General features: G+C 64.2%; 17 protein-coding genes and 1 tRNA gene. 6 read left to right on the top strand and 12 right to left on the bottom strand.

Annotation, left to right across the window (positions count from 1 at the left end; translation table 11 throughout):
- Positions 1–48: 48 nt before the first annotated feature.
- The 3 genes from ACFIMZ_RS24890 to ACFIMZ_RS24880 all read right to left on the bottom strand — a co-directional run bounded on the left by ACFIMZ_RS24890 (position 49) and on the right by ACFIMZ_RS24880 (position 3161).
- The gene (locus ACFIMZ_RS24890) at positions 49–930 is read right to left on the bottom strand and encodes a glycine betaine ABC transporter substrate-binding protein (RefSeq protein WP_431824945.1); all 882 of its coding nucleotides are present in this window, start codon (positions 928–930) and stop codon (positions 49–51) included.
- 63 nt (positions 931–993) lie between these two features.
- On the bottom strand, positions 994–1875 hold the full coding sequence (locus ACFIMZ_RS24885) for an ABC transporter permease (protein ID WP_431824944.1): 882 nt from the start codon (positions 1873–1875) through the stop codon (positions 994–996).
- Positions 1872–3161 (bottom strand): quaternary amine ABC transporter ATP-binding protein, encoded by a 1290-nt coding sequence (locus ACFIMZ_RS24880; protein ID WP_431824943.1) that lies wholly within the window; start codon positions 3159–3161, stop codon positions 1872–1874. The genes ACFIMZ_RS24885 and ACFIMZ_RS24880 overlap by 4 nt, the downstream gene beginning before the upstream one ends.
- Before the next feature lie 555 nt (positions 3162–3716).
- On the opposite strand from ACFIMZ_RS24880, the gene glyA reads away from it, so the two are divergent.
- Positions 3717–4964 (top strand): serine hydroxymethyltransferase, encoded by a 1248-nt coding sequence (gene glyA, locus ACFIMZ_RS24875; protein WP_431824942.1) that lies wholly within the window; start codon positions 3717–3719, stop codon positions 4962–4964.
- Positions 4965–4976: 12 nt separating this feature from the next.
- Here the strand turns inward: glyA and ACFIMZ_RS24870 are convergent, their stop codons facing one another.
- The 3 genes from ACFIMZ_RS24870 to ACFIMZ_RS24860 form a co-directional block, all read right to left on the bottom strand.
- Positions 4977–5855: an arylamine N-acetyltransferase family protein gene (locus ACFIMZ_RS24870; protein ID WP_431824941.1), complete on the bottom strand. Its 879-nt coding sequence runs from the start codon at positions 5853–5855 to the stop codon at positions 4977–4979.
- Positions 5856–5961: 106 nt separating this feature from the next.
- Positions 5962–6651: a hypothetical protein gene (locus ACFIMZ_RS24865; RefSeq protein WP_431824940.1), complete on the bottom strand. Its 690-nt coding sequence runs from the start codon at positions 6649–6651 to the stop codon at positions 5962–5964.
- 255 nt (positions 6652–6906) lie between these two features.
- Positions 6907–8391: an amidase gene (locus tag ACFIMZ_RS24860; protein ID WP_431824939.1), complete on the bottom strand. Its 1485-nt coding sequence runs from the start codon at positions 8389–8391 to the stop codon at positions 6907–6909.
- A gap of 338 nt (positions 8392–8729) precedes the next feature.
- Between ACFIMZ_RS24860 and ACFIMZ_RS24855 the strand changes: the two genes are divergently transcribed.
- On the top strand, positions 8730–9164 hold the full coding sequence (locus ACFIMZ_RS24855) for a universal stress protein (protein ID WP_431824938.1): 435 nt from the start codon (positions 8730–8732) through the stop codon (positions 9162–9164).
- 121 nt (positions 9165–9285) lie between these two features.
- Here the strand turns inward: ACFIMZ_RS24855 and ACFIMZ_RS24850 are convergent, their stop codons facing one another.
- The gene (locus tag ACFIMZ_RS24850; RefSeq protein WP_431824937.1) at positions 9286–9588 is read right to left on the bottom strand and encodes an acylphosphatase; all 303 of its coding nucleotides are present in this window, start codon (positions 9586–9588) and stop codon (positions 9286–9288) included.
- Between the two features lie 119 nt (positions 9589–9707).
- Here ACFIMZ_RS24850 and ACFIMZ_RS24845 point away from each other — a divergent pair, with 119 nt between their 5' ends.
- The 3 genes from ACFIMZ_RS24845 to ACFIMZ_RS24835 all read left to right on the top strand — a co-directional run bounded on the left by ACFIMZ_RS24845 (position 9708) and on the right by ACFIMZ_RS24835 (position 10449).
- Entirely contained in the window at positions 9708–9872 is a 165-nt protein-coding gene (locus tag ACFIMZ_RS24845; protein WP_084908968.1) for an FmdB family zinc ribbon protein, read from the top strand.
- 105 nt (positions 9873–9977) lie between these two features.
- Entirely contained in the window at positions 9978–10265 is a 288-nt protein-coding gene (locus ACFIMZ_RS24840) for a hypothetical protein (protein WP_431824936.1), read from the top strand.
- Positions 10266–10364: 99 nt separating this feature from the next.
- Positions 10365–10449 (top strand) — tRNA-Leu (locus ACFIMZ_RS24835).
- A gap of 95 nt (positions 10450–10544) precedes the next feature.
- Here the strand turns inward: ACFIMZ_RS24835 and ACFIMZ_RS24830 are convergent.
- From ACFIMZ_RS24830 to ACFIMZ_RS24810, 5 genes are all read right to left on the bottom strand, one after another.
- The gene (locus ACFIMZ_RS24830) at positions 10545–12167 is read right to left on the bottom strand and encodes a tannase/feruloyl esterase family alpha/beta hydrolase (RefSeq protein WP_431824935.1); all 1623 of its coding nucleotides are present in this window, start codon (positions 12165–12167) and stop codon (positions 10545–10547) included.
- Positions 12168–12547: 380 nt separating this feature from the next.
- On the bottom strand, positions 12548–14368 hold the full coding sequence (locus ACFIMZ_RS24825) for a carbamoyltransferase family protein (RefSeq protein ID WP_431824934.1): 1821 nt from the start codon (positions 14366–14368) through the stop codon (positions 12548–12550).
- Positions 14361–16502, bottom strand: a complete 2142-nt coding sequence (locus tag ACFIMZ_RS24820; RefSeq protein ID WP_431824933.1) for an iron-containing redox enzyme family protein — start codon at positions 16500–16502, stop codon at positions 14361–14363. The genes ACFIMZ_RS24825 and ACFIMZ_RS24820 overlap by 8 nt, the downstream gene beginning before the upstream one ends.
- A gap of 53 nt (positions 16503–16555) precedes the next feature.
- Complete coding sequence (locus tag ACFIMZ_RS24815; RefSeq protein ID WP_431824932.1) at positions 16556–17938, bottom strand: MFS transporter; 1383 nt, start codon at positions 17936–17938, stop codon at positions 16556–16558.
- Between the two features lie 379 nt (positions 17939–18317).
- Entirely contained in the window at positions 18318–19328 is a 1011-nt protein-coding gene (locus tag ACFIMZ_RS24810; protein ID WP_431824931.1) for a hypothetical protein, read from the bottom strand.
- 185 nt (positions 19329–19513) lie between these two features.
- Between ACFIMZ_RS24810 and ACFIMZ_RS24805 the strand changes: the two genes are divergently transcribed.
- Positions 19514–20506 (top strand): IS5 family transposase, encoded by a 993-nt coding sequence (locus tag ACFIMZ_RS24805; protein ID WP_431819405.1) that lies wholly within the window; start codon positions 19514–19516, stop codon positions 20504–20506.
- Positions 20507–20545: the final 39 nt, after the last annotated feature.

Genomic DNA, 20545 nt, shown 5'->3' with positions numbered 1-20545 from the left:
GGAGAGTCGTCATGTCGGGCCTGTCTTGCATAAGCTGCCGATGCGGCCTTACTGCTGCAGCCAGGCGTTCACCTTGTCCGGATGCGCATCGACGAATTTCCTCGCCGCGGTTGCATAGTCGTTCGTGCTGTTTCCTTCGAACTCGATCGCCTCGACATCGGCGAGCGTCAGCTTGAAGTGCTTGAAGAACATATCGGCGCGCGGAAACTTGCCGGCGAACTGCTTCGACGCGAACGCGTGCACCTGCTCTTCACCGCCCAGCGCGCCCTTCGGATCCTTGAGGTAGCGCATCTGCCACTTCTGGAACAGCCAGTGCGGGCTCCAGACCGTCGCCACGATCCACTGCTTCGACTGATAGGCGCGCGACACCCCTGCCAGCATGCCGGCCTCGCTCGAAGCCTGGAGGTTGTATCCGTCCAGGTTGTAGGCCTTGATGGTCTTTTCGGATGCCTGCATCAGGCCGCCGCCCGGCTCGATGCCCTGCACGGTTCCATTCAGCTTGCTCTTGACGTCCGGCTTGCCGAGGTCGGAAATCGACGCAAGCTCGGATTCGGGAATGTACTTCGGCACCGCCCAGCCGTTCTTGCCTCCCGTATAGATGACGCCGACGTCATCCATGTCGTTCTTGTACTTCGCGTAGTAGGTCGCGTGGGTCACCGGCAGCCAGCCGCCCACCATGATGTCCAGGTCGCCGCGCGCCACGCCCTGATACTGGATGCCGATATCGGCCTGCACGAACTGGACGGGCTGCTTGAGCTTCGTCTCCAGCACGTACTTGGCCACGTTGGCGACGGCCAGGACATCCGCCCAATTCGTCACCGCCACCTTGATCGGCTCGGCCGCCGCGGCCGGCCCGACACCGATGCCGAACGCAACGACCGCCGACACCGTCAGTTTCGCAACAAGCGACTGGAACGCATTGCTTTTCATCTAGTACTCCTTTGTAATCAGCTCATTCATGGGGAAGGTCCGTGATCTTGACCGGCGGATCGGTCAGGTCCGCACCGCGCCGCCTGCGCTCGCCTTCTTCGCCCGGGCGGCCAGCCTGGACTTTTTCGCCTTCACGCCGAAGCTCTCCGTCAGACGGTCCAGCACGATGGCGAGCAACACGACGCCGAGGCCGCCCTCGAAGCCGATCCCGATATCCAGGCGCTGGATGCCGCCCAGCACATACTCGCCCAGGCCGCCCGCGCCGATCATCGATGCGACCACCACCATCGACAGCGCCATCATGATCGTCTGGTTCACGCCCGCCATGATCGACGGCAACGCGTTCGGCAGCTGGATCTTCCAGAGCAGTTGCCAATCGGTGCTGCCGAACGAGCGCCCGGCCTCCATCAGCTCCTCGCGCACCTGCCGGATCCCCAGCGTCGTCAGGCGCACCACGGGCGGCATCGCGAACACGATCGTGGCAATCACGGCCGGAACCCGGCCCAACCCGAACAGAATGACGGCCGGAATCAGGTAAACGAACGCGGGCATCGTCTGCATGAAGTCGAGCAGCGACCGCAGCACCACGCCGACCCGGTTGTTCCGGGCGCCCCAGATGCCCAGCGGCACGCCGATCACCAGGCTGAAGCACGTCGCCGCCGTGACGAGTGCCAGCGTGGATACGGTCTGCGTCCACAAGCCCATGTAATGGATGACGAGGAGCGCAAGACCGACAAAGATCGAAAACACGACGCCGCGCCGCCACAATGCGAGCCCGACCAGGATGACGAGCATCGCGACGAACGGAATCGCCGCGAGCCCGTCTTCGAGCAGCTTCACCACCGCGCCCAGCCCGGACGAGAATGCGTCGAACCCGCCGCGAAAATGCTGAAACAGGAAGTTGACGACGCTCTCTGCGAACTTCCCGATGACCGATGCGTTCATGCCGCCCTCCGTTCCATCATCTGCTTGAGTATTGCGCGGCACGACACCACGCCGGCGAACCGGTCGGCCGCATCGGTGACGGGCACATCGTGCTGCTGGTTCAGTGCGATGGCCGCCAGCTGATGCAGGTCCGTTTCCGTCGACACCCTGTCGACGTTGTGGAGGAACGCCTCCCGAATCGGGCGGCTCCCGCATTTGTGCAGCGTCGCCGCCGTGACGCAGCCCAGATACCGGCCGGCTTCGTCGCACACGTAGCCGCATTCCGCGCCGCTATCGATGAGTTGATCGAGGTAGCGCTCGGACGGCGCGCCGGCATCGCACGAAATCAGCCCCCGGTCTACCCTGGTCAGCAGGCTCGACGCCTTGAGGAAGCGCGAAACGTCGACGTTGCGGAAGAAGTCCCGCACGTACTCGTCCGCGGGCGACTGGATGAGTTCGGCAGGCGTGCCGACCTGAATCAGGCAACCGTCTTTCATGATGCCGATCCGGCCGCCGATCTTGACCGCCTCTTCGATGTCGTGGGAGATGAAGACGATCGTCCGCTGCTCTTCCTTTTGCAGGCGCAGCAGTTCGTTCTGCATCTCGAATCGAATCAGCGGGTCCAGCGCCGAAAAGGCTTCGTCCATCAGCAGCACCGACGGATTCACCGCCAGCGCGCGGGCCAGGCCCACCCGCTGCTGCATGCCGCCGGACAGCTCGCTCGGCAGCAGCTTCTCGTACGATCCCAGGCCGACCCGCGTCAACGCGGCGCGAGCGATGCCGTAGCGCTCCGCCTGCTTCACGCCGGCCACCTCGAGCCCGTACGCGATGTTGTCCAGCACGGTGCGGTTCGGCAGCAGTGCGAACGACTGGAACACCATCGCCATCTTCTGCCGGCGAACGTCGCGCAGCTCCGGCGTCGACATCGGCGCGATGTCGCGGCCTTCGAGGATGACCTGGCCGGACGACGGTTCGATCAGTCGATTGAGCAGGCGAACCAGCGTCGATTTCCCCGAACCCGACAGCCCCATGATGACGAAGATTTCGCCCGCCTTGACGCTCAGGCTCACGTCGTTGACCGCGACCATGTTGCCGGTCTCGGCGAAGATCTCGTTCCGCCCGAGTCCCTGCTTCATCAGCTCGACCGCGCGCTCGGGTTTCGGGCCGAAGATCTTCGACAGGTTCCGGACCGTCAGAATGTCGGTTCCGGACACGGCGACGGGCCGGGCCGACGACGGCGCGGCGTCCGTGTCGATTGCGCGTTGCGGCAACACGTTGCCCGGCGCGTAGGTCAGATTCGGGGTCATTCTGTCATCCCAACTGGCTGTTTCAGGAAATTGAAGCTCGCGGCCTGCCGCGGTATCGGAGGTTTTCGTGGAAGCTTGCGTTGAAATCAGGCCACGCCGACCGCAAGATCGCACGAATCACCGCCTATCGCTCGATTACTGGAATATTCGAGCTGATATTCGTCTCCGTCAGGTGGTTAATGCATTGATTGCAGCGTATCAAGCCAAATTGCGGCATCCAGCTACATTTTCTGCGTCCTTTCCCATACCTTTGGTAATGCATGCGATGCGCGCGGCGATTGCACCGGCATCGACCGACCATGCAGCCGACGCGCAAGGCCAATACCGGCGGGGCTTCGCGACGAGAGACGCGCCGCCGCGCGGCCGTCTCCGGCGCGAACGGTGATATCGGCCGGAGTGCCCGCTTTAGGGGAAAGTCCCAAGGAAGCCGCGTATTTCAACGCGGCCGGGTGCGCAACGTCCCACTGATTTGTCGCAATCGTTCTAGCGGAAGCGTCGCCGGTCTTTTCAAATGATGCCGTCTCGCGATCTCTTCACTCGTCATCGGAAAACGACATGTTCAATCGAGCCGCCAGTACCGTCGCAAATATCGATCCTGAAGTCTTTGCAGCGATCGAGCAGGAAAACCGCCGCCAGGAAGATCACATCGAGCTGATCGCGTCGGAAAACTACACGAGCCCGGCCGTGATGGCCGCACAGGGCTCGCAGCTCACGAACAAGTACGCCGAAGGGTATCCGGGCAAGCGCTACTACGGCGGCTGCGAATACGTCGACGTCGTCGAGCAGCTCGCGATCGACCGCGTGAAGGAACTGTTCGGCGCCGAAGCCGCGAACGTCCAGCCGAACTCGGGTTCGCAGGCGAACCAGGGCGTGTTCTTCGCGATGCTCAAGCCGGGCGACACGATCATGGGCATGAGCCTCGCGCACGGCGGCCACCTGACGCACGGCTCGCCCGTGAACATGTCGGGCAAGTGGTTCAACGTCGTCAGCTATGGCCTGAACGAAAGCGAAGACATCGATTACGAAGCGGCCGAGCAGTTGGCGCAGGAGCACAAGCCGAAGCTGATCGTCGCGGGCGCGTCGGCGTTCGCGCTGAAGATCGACTTCGAGCGTCTCGCGAAGATCGCGAAGTCGGTCGGCGCGTACCTGATGGTCGACATGGCGCACTACGCGGGCCTGATCGCCGCGGGCGTCTACCCGAACCCGGTGCCGCACGCCGATTTCGTCACGACCACGACCCACAAGAGCCTGCGCGGCCCGCGCGGCGGCGTGATCCTGATGAAGGCCGAGTACGAGAAGCAGATCAACTCGGCGATCTTCCCGGGCATCCAGGGCGGTCCGCTGATGCACGTGATCGCCGCGAAGGCCGTCGCGTTCAAGGAAGCGCTGTCGCCGGACTTCAAGGCATACCAGCAGAAGGTGGTCGAGAATGCGCGCGTGCTGGCCGAGACGCTGGTCAAGCGCGGCCTGCGCATCGTGTCGGGCCGCACCGAAAGCCACGTGATGCTGGTCGACCTGCGTGCGAAGCAGATCACCGGCAAGGCAGCGGAAGCCGCGCTCGGCGCCGCGCACATCACGGTCAACAAGAACGCGATCCCGAACGATCCGGAAAAGCCGTTCGTGACGAGCGGCGTCCGTCTCGGCTCGCCGGCGATGACGACGCGCGGCTTCGGCACGGCCGAGGCCGAGCGGGTCGGCAACCTGATCGCCGACGTGCTCGACAACCCGGAAGATGCAGCGACGATCGAGCGCGTGCGCGCGCAAGTGGCCGAGCTGACCAAGCGTTTCCCGGTCTATCGCTGACGCGCGATCAAATCAGCGCTCGACAGCCCGCCCGTTCGTCACCGGACCGCGCACGCCCGACGCCGCGCTGCGCGCCGCCGCGTGCGCGAACAGTGCATCGAGATCGAAGCCCGTCGTGTCGATCCCGATCGTGTCGCGCAGGCACGCGCCCCACGCCGCCGCGTCGTCGAAGGTGACCGTGGTCTTCACCGCCCCCGTCGCGTCGCGCTGCGTGAACGCGGCGTTCAGCATCGATGCGCGCCCGTCGGGCAGCACGCGGCACGCGATCAGGTCGTTGACGAACAGCGAATCGGGATACGTCGACGTGAACCAGCTCGCGACCTCGTAATCGATCCATTCGGCCCGCTTCAGCGAAAACCGGTAGGTCGTCTGCCAGCCGTCCGGCGTCTCGCATTGCATGTCGAGCTCGCCCGCGACCGGCGCATCGATCACGCGGAACGCGCCGTGCGGCGTCAGCTGGCGCTCGCCCGGCAGATGACGCAGCGGGGCGGTCAGCGTCGCCGTGCCGAAGCCGATGTCCGCGAACCAGACAGCGTCGTCGAGATCGACGCGCAGCAGCATGTGCGTCTGTGCGGTGACGTCCTCGGGCGCACGCATCCAGAGCACGCGCGCGATCAGCGGCGTCACGCGAAAGCCGATCTGCGTGAGCGCGGTGTGGAACAGCTTGTTCATCTCGAAACAGTAGCCGCCGCGCCGCCGCTCGACGAGCTTCGCGACGACGGACGGCAGGTCGAGCCCGACGCGCGCGCCCGTCAGCGGATTGAGGTTTTCGAACGGAATCGCCTGCGGATGCAGCAGGTGAAGGCGGCGCAGCACGTCGAGGGTCGGCGCGACGGGGCCGTCGTAGCCGATGCGGGCGAAATAGCGTGAGAGGTCGAACGAATCAGTCATGAGCCGGCACCGTGAGCAAGGACGCCACACGATAGCACCGGCTGAAATCCCCATGCAGTGCAAGGTCATCGTAAGCGACGACCCTGCACCCGGGCGGGCGACGGCGTTACGGCAGCAGCTTCAGCGCCGACGACGCGACCGACGGCACCGAGATGCCCTGGCTCGTCGCGAACTGGACCGCCTGGCTCAGCGTCGCCGCGAGCGACTGCAGCTGGCCGGGTGCGCTTTGCGCGATATACGACGCGACCTGCGCGTTCTGCGGATTCAGGCCCGCCTGCAGCAGCGCGGCCGGGTTCGTCGAGCCGAGGCTGCCGAGCCCCGACTGCAGTTGCGAATACTGCGTGAGGCCCTGGCCGAGCGACGCGAGGCCGTTGCTGAACGCCTGCTTGTCGACCGGGCCGTGCGCGGCGCCGCCGGTCGCGAACGCCTGGCCCAGCGCCTGCGACACCGATTGCTGCGCGCCGCCCATCTGCGACAGCGCGGCCGGCGTCAGCACGTTGCCGCCGCTGCCCAGCAGGCTCGCCGCCTGCTGCGCCTGGCCTGCCGCGCCGGCGAGCCCCATCGCCGACGCGAGCGACGACTGTCCCGCCAGCACCTGCTGATTCGCGCCGACATACGCCTGCAGCAGTTGCCCGATCGCGCCCTGCGCCGGCGCCGCCTGCTGCTGCCCGCCGCCGAGCAGCGATGCGCCCAGCGATTGAAGGTCGAGCTGCGCGTGCGCGGCGCCGCTCAGCAGCGCGCCGCAAACGGCGCCCGCCCACGCCAGACGCTTGCCCGTCGCGCGAATCCTGTTCATGTCCTGTTCTCCCGTGCCGGAATGATGAGGCGGATATTTTCGAAGCCCGCAACGCGACGCCGCAACGATTGATACACATCGATACGAAATCGCGGGCGCCGGCCGCTTGAAATTCCGCCGCCATAGGGTGTCGGACGGTGACGGGCGTGCGCATTCGCGCGCATCCGCCGCGCGATATCAAGACTGCTTCGGCATTCGCTCTTTTTGCGCAGCAATACCCGGCGATCGGCGCGCCCCCTTGCGCCCGATCGCCGCTTACGCGGCCATCCAGCCCGGCTGCCGCAGGCCGACCCAGTCGGCCGCCTGCTCGTAGCCGCGCGCGAGCTGCAGCACCGCCAGGTCCGCGCGCGGCCGGCCGATCAGCTGCATCCCCATCGGCAGCCCGGCCGCGTTGAAGCCGACCGGCACGCTGATCACCGGGCAGCCCGCGAGCGTCCACGGCATGACCGTTTCCATCCAGCGGTGATAGGTGTCCATCGCGCGGCCCGCGATCTGCTGCGGCCAGCGCGCGTCCACGTCGAACGGGAACACCTGCGCGGTCGGCGCGGCGATGAAGTCGTAGCGCTCGAAGAAGCCGAGCAGCGTCTGGTGCCACGCGGTGCGCTCGACGCTCGCGTCGAAGATCGCCTGCCCCGGCAGCGCGAGCAAGCCCTCGACCTCGTAGATCGCCTCCGGCTTCAGCAGCGCGCGCCGCGCCGGATCGCGGTAGTGCGCGAGCAGCCCGCCGCCGGACAGGAAGTGCCGGTGCGCGAGCCAGATCCGCCAGAGCCGTTCCGGCGCGAACGCCGGCAGCGCGGCGTCGACGTCGCAGCCGATCTCGCGCAGCGTCGCGAGCCCCGTCTCGCACTGCGCGAGCACGCCCGGCTCGGTCGCCAGATAGCCGTTCCAGTCGCCGACCCACGCGACGCGCTTGCCGCGCAGGTCCGCGTCGAGCGGCTGCGCGAACACGGCCGGATCCTCCGCGAGCGACAGCGGATCGCGCGGGTCGTAGCCGGCCTGGATCGCGAGCAGGTTCGCGACGTCGCCGACGGTGCGCCCCATCGGCCCTTCGATGCCGAGCTGCTGCACGAACACGTCGACGCCCGGCCAGCGCGGCACGCGGCCCTGCGACGGCCGGAAGCCGTAGATGTTGCAGAACGCCGCCGGATTGCGCAGCGAGCCGCCGAAATCGCTGCCGTCCGCGACCGGCAGCATCCGCGCTGCGAGCGCGGCCGCCGTGCCGCCGCTGCTGCCGCCGGCGCTCTTCGTCAGGTCATACGGATTGCGCGTCGCGCCGTAGACGTCGTTGAACGTATGCGAGCCGAGACCGAATTCCGGCGTGTTGGTCTTGCCGATGAAGATCGCGCCGGCCGCGCGCATCCGCGCGACGCCGACGGAATCGGCCTGCGGCACGTTGTTGCGGAAGATCGGCGAACCGAACGTCGTCGCGATGCCCTTCGTCATCGCGAGATCCTTCGGCGCCTGCGGGATCCCGTGCAGCCAGCCGTGATGCTCGCCGCGCGCGAGCGCCGCATCCTTCTGCGCGGCCTCGGCGACGAGCGCGTCCCGGTCGCGCAGCGCGACGATCGCGTTGACCGCGCCGTTCACGCGCCCGATGTGGTCGAGGTACGCGTTCATCGTCTCGACGCACGACACGTCCTTGCGGCGGATCGCCGACGCGAGCGCGCTCGCGGACAGGCGCACGATCGGATCGACGGGAATGGAGGCGGGAGCGAGAAGCGACGGGGCGCCGTGCGGCATGCGAGGTCTCCTGGAAAAGAAACACGGATGGCGGGCGGCGTGGACGGCGGGGCCGGATGCGTCGCGCCGCCGACGCTCTACTCTACGCGACGCCGCACCGGCGACTTCCGATATTTTCCGTGCGGATTCATTGCGGTTTCGACTGAATCGCCGCGGCACGGGCGCCGGGGCCGATGAAAACGTTTATGCGCATAAACTTAAATTTCTTATATTTCTAATTAGCAGAACACGGTCGCCGGGCGTGTTAACAACATTTTTACGTCGCCGCCCGATCTCTTTAGATCGCCCCGGCCGGCCGCGCGCTACGCTGCAAGCATCTCATTCGTCGGACGTCACTCATGCTCAAGCTGCTGGTTCCGGTCGGCCACTCGTCCCGCTCGCTGCAGGCGGTGCGCCACGCGACCTTCCTCTACCGGGAACGGTGCGCGTCGGAAATCGTGTTGCTCAACGTCCAGCCTCCGCTGGAATCGACCCGGCTCGAGGCCTACCATTCGCTGTCGCGGCTCCGCGAGATCGAACGGCATTTCTCGGAAGGCGAGCTGGCGAAGGCCGAGCGGATCCTGAAGGATGCCGGCGTCGCATATCGGGTCGTCATGAAGGTCGGCCCGGTCGCCGACACGATCGCCGCGGTGGCCGCCGAGCACGGCTGCGATGAAATCGTCGTCGTCGCGCCGCGTCACGATCCGCTTCACAGCGTGATGTCGCTGTTCCGCCGCAGTGTTCTCGACCGGCTCGTGCGGATTTCGAATATTCCCGTGACGGCGGTTCAGTAAGCGAAGGATTCGTCGGGATTGACGGCCGGCGCCGTGTCCGCCGTCATCGCACGGTGGTTCGGGCCACCGGCAAGGAACCGGTCCGCATGCCGCCCGCGCGCAAGCGGCCAAAGCAAGCCCGTCACAGCGTAGGCAACCGATCGAAGCCTTCGAGGCGCGCAACCGGCGGCCGCACCTCGGTTATCTCGATTCCGTCGACGAGCGCGGCGGGCATCCCCTCGCTCATCCATGCGCACATCTCGTCGAGCTGCTTCGGCGAGCCTTGCAGCATCGCCTCCACCGATCCGTCCATGCGATTCCTCACCCACCCGGTCACGCCCCTCCCCGTCGCATGACGCACGCACGCTTCCCGGTAGCCGATCCCCTGCACCAGGCCGCGCACGCGCACCAGCCGGGTTTCGAGCCCAATGTCGTCGGATTCCATGCGCGGTCCTCCCGGTCGAGCCCCGCGATCTGATCCATGCGGGTTCATTGCAATATCGAGTGCGCGTCTCCACGAACCATACTAGTAGCTGCACGCAGTATCGCTACCGGAGGATTGCCATGCCGACGTACCAATATCGTTGCGAAAAGTGCGGCAAAACGTTTGAGAGCGTCGAGCATCTCGCCGAACATCAAACGGCTCATCCGCGCTGCCCCGATTGTGGAAGCGAACAGGTTCAGCACGTGCCTACAACATTCGTTCCGAAGACGTCGAGAAAAAGCTGATTCCGCGATGAATGTCGATCTGCCGTCGAGGCGCCGCGAGCCGTGTCGCGGCGGCGCTTCGGCGCTGACGGAAGCGCAGGCCGCCGCATCAACCCGAGGTTGGACATGGGTCAAACGAAACTGACTGCTCACCTGCCGACGGTCGACGTCGAGATCACGCGCCACGAATTCCCGGAACGGAACGCGCAAGCCATGACCATCCACATCACCGCGACGCCGTCGTTCGACGCCGCAGCGCAATGGCTGCTGCAGACGGGCCTGTTTCCGATCGCACCGTCGTTTGTGCTGTGGGCCGACTTCATGCAGCGCTGGCAGCGAGCGTGGTATCCCGCCTGGCAGCCGTGGCTGTCGATCGGTTCCCCGCCGGTCCTGCCGCTCAAAGAGCCGGAATGACTTCCCGCTCCACGATGCAAGCGCCGTTGGCGCTCAGTCAGCTCGCCGACACAAAGTATTCACAAAAGATCATTTACCCGTTACAATCCGTCCCCTCTTGCTCAGGTGGCGGAATTGGTAGACGCACTATCTTGAGGGGGTAGCGCCGCGAGGCGTGCGGGTTCGAGTCCCGCCCTGAGCACCAGATACGATTCCGGCATGTTCCGGAAACATGCAGAAACCCGCGACAGCTCAACGCTTCGCGGGTTTTTTGCTGTGGCTTCCACCCAGTGAAGGCGCTCAGCGGTTGGCCACGCCCGCAGGTTCGGCATCGGCTTCAACGCAACTGAAACTGCTGGCGAGCTGACGACTGCCCGAGCCCTTGTAGCGCGCCTGCAGCGGATAGGCACACACCGCACGCTCGAACTTCACGCCCTCGTTCGGATTGTCGTTGACATACTTTGTCGAGATGAGACGATCCGGCGCCTTTCCGCGTTCGACCCAATCCTGCAACGCGCTGACGACATCGCGATCGGGACTGTATTCCGTGGGCGGCGATGATCCGCCCAACGTCGTCGGTCCCGGTCCGTGACCGCAATGCGCCATGCCGGGCACCATGATCAATCGAAACGATCGCCGCGCGCCCTCCACGCCGCCCGCCCTCTCGGCGACCTTGTTGAAATACTCGATCGGCCGGGTCGGCGCATTGATTGCATCCGCCCATCCCTGAGTCATGATCAGCTTGCCGCCACGCGCCGCGAAACGTGAAATGTCGGGATTGGTGGCATTGACGAGCGGCGAAAGGCGTCGATCGACGCGTGTGGCGTCCGCACCGAAATCGAATGTGGTCCAATCCCAGCGCGCATCGCCAAAGACCGAACTGGCGAGCAGCGGCTGGGCGTAATAGGCGGCAAGTTGATTCTGGATGGCCGCCCACCCCCGTTCGCTGCCGCGCTCGAAACCCGGGTAGATCAGCTCGCCTGTCAGCGCGTTATGGACCGGCGAGTACAACCGCTTCGCCTGCTGCACCTGCGCGGCGCTCAGGCAATTCGCCTGGCTGTCGCCGCTCTTGCACTGCAGCGTGGCGGGATCGAAGCGGCATTGCGACGGATCGTCGAGAAATCCGTCTGCGAGCGCATGCGCGCCACCGCAGTGTTGCAACACCGCGCGATTGAGCAACGCGAGCGCGTCCGTCGTCAACAGCGCGTCGGGCTGCCGTGCGGGAAGCATCGCTCCCCAAAGAAAGCTCTGCATCAACTGGCTGTAGTACAGGCCAGGCGATCTGGCATCCACGCCGTCATAATCATCCGGAAAATTTTCAACCTCCCGCATCGCCTCGACGCCGCCGCAGCCGCTGAAGTACGAATACTTCGCGCTGCGGCCGTAGTACGCCCGAATGATTTCCTTTGCGGCAACGGTCATCGGATGGACCGACATATGGGCCCAGTCGCGCAGCGCTTCCGGGTCTGCCGCCCAATCGAGGCGCTTGCCGGGTTCGCCTGAGCCGCTCCCTTTGTAGCCGGTATCGCCATTGACCGCGGCGAACCCGCGCGTGGCAGCCGACGTCAGTTCGCTATAGTCGATGAAACCGCCGAACCCGCTCTTGCCGGTCCCGAGCAGACGATCGTTCCAGTCGAGCGGCAGCCAGACCTCGATGCCGAGCTTGCGCGTGGGCGTCGTGCTGACCGTCGCCACGATGCGGCAAACCGGCGTACTGGTCACCGCGACGGTGCCGTCGACATTCTCGAAACGGCTCCGGGCCGGCACGATCTGCGCAAGTTCGACTTGCGTGTCCTTGATATGCGCCTGCCGAAGCCCGGTGCATTGCTCGATTTGCTGCGCATCGTCGGTACCGGCACGCGCCGAAGCGCCATACCCTGCCAGACCGGTGGCGATACCCGTCCATAGCAGCGCGACCCGCATCAAATGGCGACTCGCGTTACTCCTTCCGCAACTTCCGCGCATAACGTCTACCCTCTTTGCTTTCTACGGACACCCACACGGGCTATCGCCGGCCTCGTCGCGTCATGACTCCGCCGGATTGGATGCGACCGGATTCCCGGACGGTTCCCCACCGGTCCGGATCTACGATCGACAGTTGATTCGACATCCTGTTTTTCTACACGGACATCCCTATCGGGTTCGGGAAGACGCCTGCACGTCCCACGTGGAATTCCGGGCATGGAACCGGCGGCCGAAACGCGAACCGCCCGTCAGTCTCCGCCATGCCCAAACAGGAATGAAGACAAGCGAATAGAGAAGAAACGTCATCACTCTGAGCATATCTGTGTCGTCCCGATCGTTCAGTCGAGCGGTATCTCGGCGCGCCAATCGGATGTTTCAACCAGCGCTGCCTGCTCCGATTTGTATAGAACACATGACCCAAGCACCAAAAGGTCGATCTCGGTCCGCATGAAACAGCGGAAAGCCTCCTGTGGCGTACACACGATCGGTTCGCCGCGAACGTTGAACGACGTGTTCACCAGCACCGGACAGCCGGTCCTGGCCTTGAATGTCTTCAAAAGCCGGGCATAGCGGCCGTTGCGCGCGTCCGTCACGGTTTGCACGCGCGCCGAGAAGTCGACATGGGTGATGGCCGGAAGATCGGATCTGACGTCATTGATGCAACCGAGCGAGCGCCGGGGCGTGTCGCCCTCGCGAATCGCTGCCGAGACGGGCGCGACCACCAGCATGTACGGACTCTCGTTCTCGAGCTCGAAAAAGGTGTGGGAATCGTCCTGGAGAACGGACGGCGCGAACGGGCGAAACGATTCCCTGAACTTGATCTTCAGATTCATCGTGCGCTGCATTCCGGAATTGCGCGGATCGCCCAGAATGGACCGCGCGCCGAGCGCGCGCGGGCCGAATTCCATTCGCCCCTGAAACCACCCGACAACCTTCCCTTCTTCAAGCGCGGCGGCAACGGTATCGAGCAGTTCGCCTTCGTCGAGCCGCTCGTACCGATGCCCTTCGGACTTCAGAAAGCCGACGATCTCGTCATCGGAAAATTGCGGTCCGAGGTAAGCGCCGCTCATCGCATCATCAGCAGACACGGGCGGCCGGCCATCCTGCCGGATGGCGGTATCCAGCGCCGCGCCCAATGCACACCCCGCATCGCCCGCGGCCGGCTGCACCCATAAGCGGTCAAACAGGCCCGATCGATCGATTTCACCGTTGGCCACGCAGTTCAGCGCAACCCCGCCTGCCAGGCAGAGATGGGGCATGCCCGTGATGTTCCTGGCTTCGCGCACCAAGCCCAGCACCGCGCGATCGGTAACGGCCTGTATCGACGCTGCGATGTCGCACTCCCGTTGCGTGAGCGGCGCCTCAGGCGAACGGGCGGGACCGTCGAACAGCCGCTCGAACGCCAACCCGGTCATGCGGTGCCCGCGCAGAAACTCGAAATAATCAAGATTCAACGAGAACGAGCCATCCGCCTTCAGGCTCACGACATGGTCGAGAATACGATCCACGTAACGCGGCTCTCCATAGGGAGCCAGGCCCATCAGCTTGTATTCTCCGGAGTCGACCTTGAAACCGCAGAACTCCGTAAAGGCGGAGTAGAGCAACCCAAGCGAATGGGGATAGGAAATCGAAGCGACCAGGTCCAGCCGATCGCTCGCGCCGCGCCAGATGCTCGTGGTGTGCCACTCGCCGACCCCGTCGATGCAGAGGACGGCTGCATTGTCGAATGGAGACGCAAAAAACGCCGAGGCCGCGTGCGAGCGATGATGAGGAATGGCGGCAGCGCGAGGTCCGCGGCCCAATCCCAGTTGATCGAGTTCCCGATCGACCGTGCGCAGCACGTTTCGCTTCCATTGGAGCCATTGAGGCAGGACCCGGGAAAACGCCGGAAAGCCGCCTGGCCCGGCACTGCCGAACGACGACAGCATTCGTCGAAACTTGACGTTCGACTCTTCGTAATAGGTCACCGATGCGAGGTCGGACAGTTGCATCCCCGCCTCGCTCAGGCAATAACGTATGGCGTTCCTCGGAAACGCAGAATCGTGACGTTTGCGCGTGAAGCGTTCCTCCTGCGCAGCGGCGACAGGCATACCATCCACGACCAGCGCCGCGGCGCTGTCATGATAGAACGCAGACAATCCCAGATGGGCTTTAGGCATGTGACGGCTCCCGCGCTGTCCTTACGCGCCATGAACGCTTTTGATGTTTGAAGAAATCGAGTTCATTACTGCGTTTCGTGACGGGTGCAAGCGCCGCATATCCGGCCCGGATGCGCTCCCATTCGTGATCCTGATCAACGAACTGAGCGGCAACGGCCATGTGGGCGTCGATGGCATCGGCTGCCCATGCCGAGTGACCGGTCGAAACGTTGTCGATCGTATTGTGCAGATCGACGAACTGCGTTGAAAACCCGTGATGCTTCAGAACCTTGCGGGCGGATCGATAGCTCCCGCCGACACCGGACAGCTCCATCGCCAGATTGAGGCCGAGGATCTCGGGCCGAAGCGTGGCGGGCAGTTTTCCCAGGCACAACCAGAAGACCGGCAGCCTGAGCGACTCGCTTCGCAGCCGCGGATCGTATGCAAACTCCCGCGACCCCGTAGGCGCGAGCTCGACGCCCATCGAGACCAGAAGGTCTCGATAGATTCTCGGATGGTTGATCGACCGATCGCCATTACCGAGCTCGTCCCAATAGATTCGGAAAAGCGGCGCGCCCACCCGGCTGGACGCATACGCCACTTCGCTGAAACCCTGAAGCCAGGCGCCGTCGATCAATGTCAGCGGCGCGAGCTGCAGCGTCTGGTCGATCAGCGCCTCGCGACTGGGCATGGATTGTTCCTCGGTGCGTTGAAACGCCTCGTCGTGCAACGCGTGCGCATCGAGCAACCAGCTTCTCAGCAAGCCTTGTTGCCATGTTTCCGGCAACGAACGCTCCGATGCTCCAATCGAGCGCCGGGCGACGGACAGCCAGAATCGCGCGTAATCGAGCGCAAAACTGCGCGTACGGGGCGCAAGCGCACGGCCCTGGAGCAGATGGTAGGCGTCGCGAATATTCGCGGGCACCGCGCCGATCTGGAGATCGCCGGCTTCGATCGGCCGCCGGTGCTCCGGCGGCGGCGCCGTCGCGCTCACGCGTGCCGGGCCCGGCTCGGCACGAACGTCCGGCTCCGCCAATGACAGGATCCACCGCCGGATCACGTCGAGATCCTCGGGCTGGAAAATGCGAAACATGCGGCCGTCCGGCCGCAGCAGCGAACCGAGCAACATGCTCCGGTCAGGATCGCCTCGACAGATCAGCCGGCTTCTCGCCAGCGCGTCGACCAGCGGTTGTGGGTCGCTTTTCGCGTCGACGAACCAGCGCTGCAGGGACTTGCCCTCCAGCGCGAAGTCCTGGTGATAGATCGCAGCCTCGCCCGCGCGCTCCTGAATCAGCCGCGCCATCGCCAGCGCCGGGTCGGCGGCAAGCCTGACGACAGCCACGAAATCGGCCGCATCGGCCGCGAGCGCGTTGATTGCCCAAACCATGCCATCCCTGATGCGTGCATGATGCTCCGGGCTGGTGTCGTGGCGATCCAGGATGTGACGCGACAGAGAAGTCGGCGTATGGCCGCGCGGAAGCGCATCGGTTTGCTGCACGGCCAGATCAAGGCGCTCCCACCCGGACGCATGCACGCATTCGGCCAGCACGCGCCAGACAGGAAGCAAGCCGACCGTGCGAAGCGCATAGTCCAGCCCCGCAATCTCGGGCAGGAACATCTCGCTGCGCCGGCTAAGGGCAAACAGGATGGCGGGCAAACGAAAGACGCCATCCCGCAGGCTGCGATCCGCAACGATATCGCAGGGCTGCCCGGCCGCACTCACCAGGTCGATGCTTCGCGCGATCCGGCGGAAGCCGTCCGTCCTGGACATCTCCGCCTGACCGACGCCAGCGTCATCAGCCAGCAAAGCGAGCGCCTTGAGCTGCAGGTCGTCTTCGAAATCGCACGGACAGCTCAGGCCCTGCAGCCATCGACCCAGCGATGACGCAACCGGAGCACTGTGCGCAAAGAGACAGCGGGCGGCCTGCCTTGCATTGTCGCCATGCCCCGTCGCCCGAACGGCCGAACGAAGCGCCGCCTCCTGGTGACGCGTGCTCTCGACGAGAAAATCGCGAAGGTCGTCAACGCTTCCGGCGACCGTCGGGGGCATCATCTCCACCGAAGCGAATCCCGCTTCGTCGATCAGGCGCCGCAAGTTGCCGGACTCCAGAAACAGTTCAGGCGTCTGCGTCAGTCTGTAAATGTCACGCCACATCACCCGTATCCCGTTGGCCATCGTTGTCGATCACGGCATGCCCTGTTCGACAGCTACATGATTTTTCTGTCACGCTTCCCGGTTGGACTGGAGAAGCCCGCGTTGTCTTCGGGCCGGATGCCCAGCCACACCATGACCCCGGCGCAGACAAGCATGACGACCGATGCACCGGCCGCATCGCGCAGGCCACGCACGATGTGATCGTCACCGCCCGCGACCAGCGCCCCGAATACCGCCACGCCAATCGCACCGGCCGCCTGGCGCGCCGCATTGAGCACAGCCGATGCGGTGCCCGACCACGTCGGCTCGACGCTGGCCAGGATCGTCGCGGTCATCGCCGGCACCACCAGCGCCGCGCCGCCGGGAATCAACAGGAACGGCGTCAGCATCGACATATAGCTGCTGTTCTCATCCAGCCGCGCGAGAAGCAGGTAACCCAGCGCGCCAATCGCACTGCCGAGCAGCATGGGAAGCCGCGCCCCGAAGCGGCTGTTCAGCCAGCCGCTCACCAGATTGGCAATCACGGACGTAGCCGTCAGCGGCACGAACGCCAGCCCGGCCTGCAGCGCACTGTAGTGCTTCACGTGCTGCAGATACAGACTCAGCACGAACACCAGGCCGTAGTAAGTCAGGTTCACCGCCACGCCGAGCAACACCGCCTGGCTGAAGTGAGGCAGCCGGAAGAATTTCAACGGCAGCATCGGATGCCTGAGTCGTCCTTCGACCAGGACGAAGGCCGCACCGCTGACCGCTGCCAACGCGAAGCCGCCGAGTACCAGCGGATGCCCCCAGCCCAGCGCTCCCGCCTCGATCGTGACGCCGCACAGGCTCGTCAGCGCCAGGACTGCCAGCACCTGGCCGGGCAAATCCAGCGGACGGCGGGTTCGAAGCGTTTCAGGCAACCGCAACGTGAGTCCGATGCCTAGCGCGCACAGCGGAAGGTTCGCGAGAAAAATGCTTCTCCATCCGAAGCTTTCGAGCAATACCCCGCCGATCACCGGGCCGACCGCGATCGATCCGCTGCCGGCGGCCGTCCACAATGCGATTGCCCGGGCGCGCAGTTTCCGGTCGTGGGCGCACGCATGATTGAGCAAGGCCAGTGAAGGCGGCACCAGCAACGCCGCGCCCAAACCCTGCACGGCGCGGGCAGCGACCAATTGCGTCACGGAAGTCGCCGCGCCGCACGCTGCGGACGCGAAACCGAATACCGCGAAGCCGATCAGATAGGCGCGCCGCGCCCCGAACCGATCAGCCAGCGTACCCGCCGACAACAACAGCACCGCAAACGCCAGCGTGTACGCGTCCACGACCCATTGCAGCCCGGCCAGCGGACTGTGCAGCGCGCCGCCCAGCCGGGTCAGCGCGACGTTGACGATCGTCACATCCAGTTGCACTACCGCGAAGCCAAGACCCGTGGCGATAACGGTCCACGTCATGGACGGATTCCGGTCGGTCATGCCGGGCACGGTGAATCTGACCAAAGGTTCGGCTGGATCATGGTGCGTCTTCTCAATTCGTCTGTTTGCGGGATTGCGTCGCGACACGTCAATTCCCGTCGATCACGCCGCCCGCGCACGCCTTGCTCATGTCCGACGTCGCCGACGCGCGATCATGAAGCGCGCCCAGGCGCGCCCTTTCGAAGGGCCCTCGGCCGTTCGAGGCAGGATCATCCTCATCCCGGCCCGCGACAGGAGGCTCGCGTCACGAACAAAACCATCCCCCATCAAAACATGGGATAAATGGACGCATCCTTCTGTTTTCCACTCTTCTTCTTTTTGATCCCCAATGCCCCGAGAATGAAATTCCACACCCTTTTCATGTTTGATCTCCGTTGTTCAATTCTCGAAGAAGAAGTTTCGCGACCACGTCGGAACCCTCGTCGGTCAAGTGAATGCGATCGACAAAGAGCCACTGGTCGGGCCCAGCCGACTTCGCCAGCACCGAAGTGAAATCCACGAAATTGACGCCCATTTCCGTCATGCCCGGCTGCAAGCGCTCCAGGAATGCCTTGTGGGTCGTCACGGAACAGACGTCACGGTATGTCTCCCTGAACGAACCCTGGCTATCGAGCTCCGCGAAAATTGCCTGCTCTTCGACCGAGCCGCGAGGGCGGACCCAGTTCGCCAGCGGCTGAAGCACGTAGGACAGCCGGGCACCGATCGCCTGGCACAGCATCCGCCACGAGTCCAGGTGCCGAAGTATCAGGTCCGCCGTATAGGCGATCTGCGCATCGACCGGGAGGATGTCATCCGGCTTGGCCTCCCTGACCTCTTTCCTGAACCACGTCGTCAGCCCCGACGGCTTCTTGCCCGTCAGGCGATCAAAAAATTGCTGGCTGAAGAAAAACCCGCCATGTTCGCCGCGCAAATGCGACGGCAAACCCGACAGCACGAGATCGTTGAGTCCCGAGAAAATCACCACCTCCTTGATCGGAGGCAATTGGTGACGGTAAAGCAGAAACTGGAACAGCTCCTGCATCGAGTTGAAAGCCCGGCCGCCGAAATTGACCCACGGCTCGGGCCGGGGATCGTTTTCGGTCAATCGCGACGACAGCGTATGACGATCGGCAGTCGCGCCCGTCCCGAATACCGTGGAACTTCCGACCAGCAAGCGCACCGGCTCCGACCGATCCAATGTGGTCGCGGAATGCCGTTTGTTTCGAGCCTCGGTATAGCGAAACCCCGATCCGTCCGTCGATACGATGTCGGTCTTGAAATTGGCCGGATGAAAATACATGACATAAGGCAACCAGCCAAGGTTGTCCGGGTCCATGAAATCGCCGACATAACCCTGCATTTGTGGCGTGAGGTCGGAAACAGCAGACATCGGTGTTCCTTATTGTTATGCCATCCGGAAACGTGACGAGAAAGCATTGCGCGTCGCGCATGTCGCCAGAGAAATCCACGCTGCGCGTGAAGAACTAGGGAAACACTGATTTATCCGGCACGGCGGTCATCGCTGACGCAGCCGGGGACGTTGTAGAAGATAGTTCACGGAACGAACCCAAGACGATGAAACGGCAAGTGAGCTTTGCGGAAGCGGAAAGCATGGGCAAGAAGCGCGTGACCCGGCGTCAGCGTTTTCTGGACGAGATGGAGAAGCTCGTGCCATGGTCGCGGTTGCTGGCGGCAATCGAGCCGTACTACCCGAAGGGAGCTCGCGGCCGCCCGCCGATTGGTCTGGAGCGGATGCTGCGAATCTACTTCCTGCAGCAGTGGTACAGCCTGTCGGACGAAGGGCTGGAGGATGCGCTGTACGACAGCATCGCGATGCGAGCGTTTGCCGGGATTGATCTGGCCGTCGAGAACGTGCCGGATGCGACCACGCTGCTGAAGTTCCGGCGCCTGCTTTTCGAACATGACCTGACGCGCAAGCTGTTCGACGAGATTGGCATCTCGCTGTGCGAACGCGGGCTGATGATGAAGGAAGGCACGCTGGTCGATGCGACGATCATCGAAGCGCCGCCGTCGACCAAGAACGCCGAGAAGCGTCGCGATCCGGACATGCATCAAACGAAGAAGGGCAACGAGTGGCATTTCGGCATGAAGGCGCACATCGGCGTCGATGCCGATTCGGGGCTGGTTCACAGTGTGGTCAGCACGTCGGCCAACGTGTCGGACGTTTCGCAAGCGCACGCGCTGTTGCACGGTCACGAGCGAGAAGCGTTCGGCGACGCGGGCTATATCGGCGTGGATAAGCGCGACGAAATGAAGGGCAAGTCGGTGAAATGGCGGGTGGCGGCCAAGCGCGGAAGGATCAAGGCGATGCAGGACGGGGCGCTGAAGGATCTGATGATCGCATTCGAGCGAACCAAGGCGCAGATTCGTGCGCGAGTCGAGCACCCGTTTCATGTCGTCAAGAATCTGTTCCGCCATCGCAAAGTCCGCTACAAGGGACTGGCGAAGAACACCGCGCAACTGTTCAGCCTGTTCGCCTTGGCGAATCTGGTGATCGCGCGAAACCTGTTGCGATCCGTTCATGGGAGCAGTCCGTTATGTGCGTGAAGAATGCGAGAAACGAGGCGCACCCTCGGGCCAAACTCA

This window comes from Burkholderia sp. F1 (genome assembly GCF_050813845.1).
GTDB classification, from domain to species: Bacteria; Pseudomonadota; Gammaproteobacteria; order Burkholderiales; family Burkholderiaceae; genus Burkholderia; species Burkholderia ubonensis.
The sequence above is the reverse complement of the archived record's forward strand: the minus strand, read 5'-3'. Positions and strand labels throughout refer to the sequence as shown.

What these genes read in the sequence shown, in the direction of transcription:
- ACFIMZ_RS24845 (WP_084908968.1), top strand. Translation starts at nt 9,708, where the DNA reads ATGCCGACGTACCAATATCGTTGCGAAAAGTGCGGCAAAACGTTTGAG.
- ACFIMZ_RS24810 (WP_431824931.1), bottom strand. Translation starts at nt 19,328, where the DNA reads ATGTCTGCTGTTTCCGACCTCACGCCACAAATGCAGGGTTATGTCGGC.
- ACFIMZ_RS24820 (WP_431824933.1), bottom strand. Translation starts at nt 16,502, where the DNA reads ATGTGGCGTGACATTTACAGACTGACGCAGACGCCTGAACTGTTTCTG.
- ACFIMZ_RS24825 (WP_431824934.1), bottom strand. Translation starts at nt 14,368, where the DNA reads ATGCCTAAAGCCCATCTGGGATTGTCTGCGTTCTATCATGACAGCGCC.
- ACFIMZ_RS24830 (WP_431824935.1), bottom strand. Translation starts at nt 12,167, where the DNA reads ATGCGGGTCGCGCTGCTATGGACGGGTATCGCCACCGGTCTGGCAGGG.
- ACFIMZ_RS24890 (WP_431824945.1), bottom strand. Translation starts at nt 930, where the DNA reads ATGAAAAGCAATGCGTTCCAGTCGCTTGTTGCGAAACTGACGGTGTCG.
- glyA (WP_431824942.1), top strand. Translation starts at nt 3,717, where the DNA reads ATGTTCAATCGAGCCGCCAGTACCGTCGCAAATATCGATCCTGAAGTC.
- ACFIMZ_RS24860 (WP_431824939.1), bottom strand. Translation starts at nt 8,391, where the DNA reads ATGCCGCACGGCGCCCCGTCGCTTCTCGCTCCCGCCTCCATTCCCGTC.
- ACFIMZ_RS24855 (WP_431824938.1), top strand. Translation starts at nt 8,730, where the DNA reads ATGCTCAAGCTGCTGGTTCCGGTCGGCCACTCGTCCCGCTCGCTGCAG.
- ACFIMZ_RS24885 (WP_431824944.1), bottom strand. Translation starts at nt 1,875, where the DNA reads ATGAACGCATCGGTCATCGGGAAGTTCGCAGAGAGCGTCGTCAACTTC.
- ACFIMZ_RS24880 (WP_431824943.1), bottom strand. Translation starts at nt 3,161, where the DNA reads ATGACCCCGAATCTGACCTACGCGCCGGGCAACGTGTTGCCGCAACGC.
- ACFIMZ_RS24815 (WP_431824932.1), bottom strand. Translation starts at nt 17,938, where the DNA reads ATGACGTGGACCGTTATCGCCACGGGTCTTGGCTTCGCGGTAGTGCAA.
- ACFIMZ_RS24805 (WP_431819405.1), top strand. Translation starts at nt 19,514, where the DNA reads ATGAAACGGCAAGTGAGCTTTGCGGAAGCGGAAAGCATGGGCAAGAAG.
- ACFIMZ_RS24850 (WP_431824937.1), bottom strand. Translation starts at nt 9,588, where the DNA reads ATGGAATCCGACGACATTGGGCTCGAAACCCGGCTGGTGCGCGTGCGC.
- ACFIMZ_RS24840 (WP_431824936.1), top strand. Translation starts at nt 9,978, where the DNA reads ATGGGTCAAACGAAACTGACTGCTCACCTGCCGACGGTCGACGTCGAG.
- ACFIMZ_RS24865 (WP_431824940.1), bottom strand. Translation starts at nt 6,651, where the DNA reads ATGAACAGGATTCGCGCGACGGGCAAGCGTCTGGCGTGGGCGGGCGCC.
- ACFIMZ_RS24870 (WP_431824941.1), bottom strand. Translation starts at nt 5,855, where the DNA reads ATGACTGATTCGTTCGACCTCTCACGCTATTTCGCCCGCATCGGCTAC.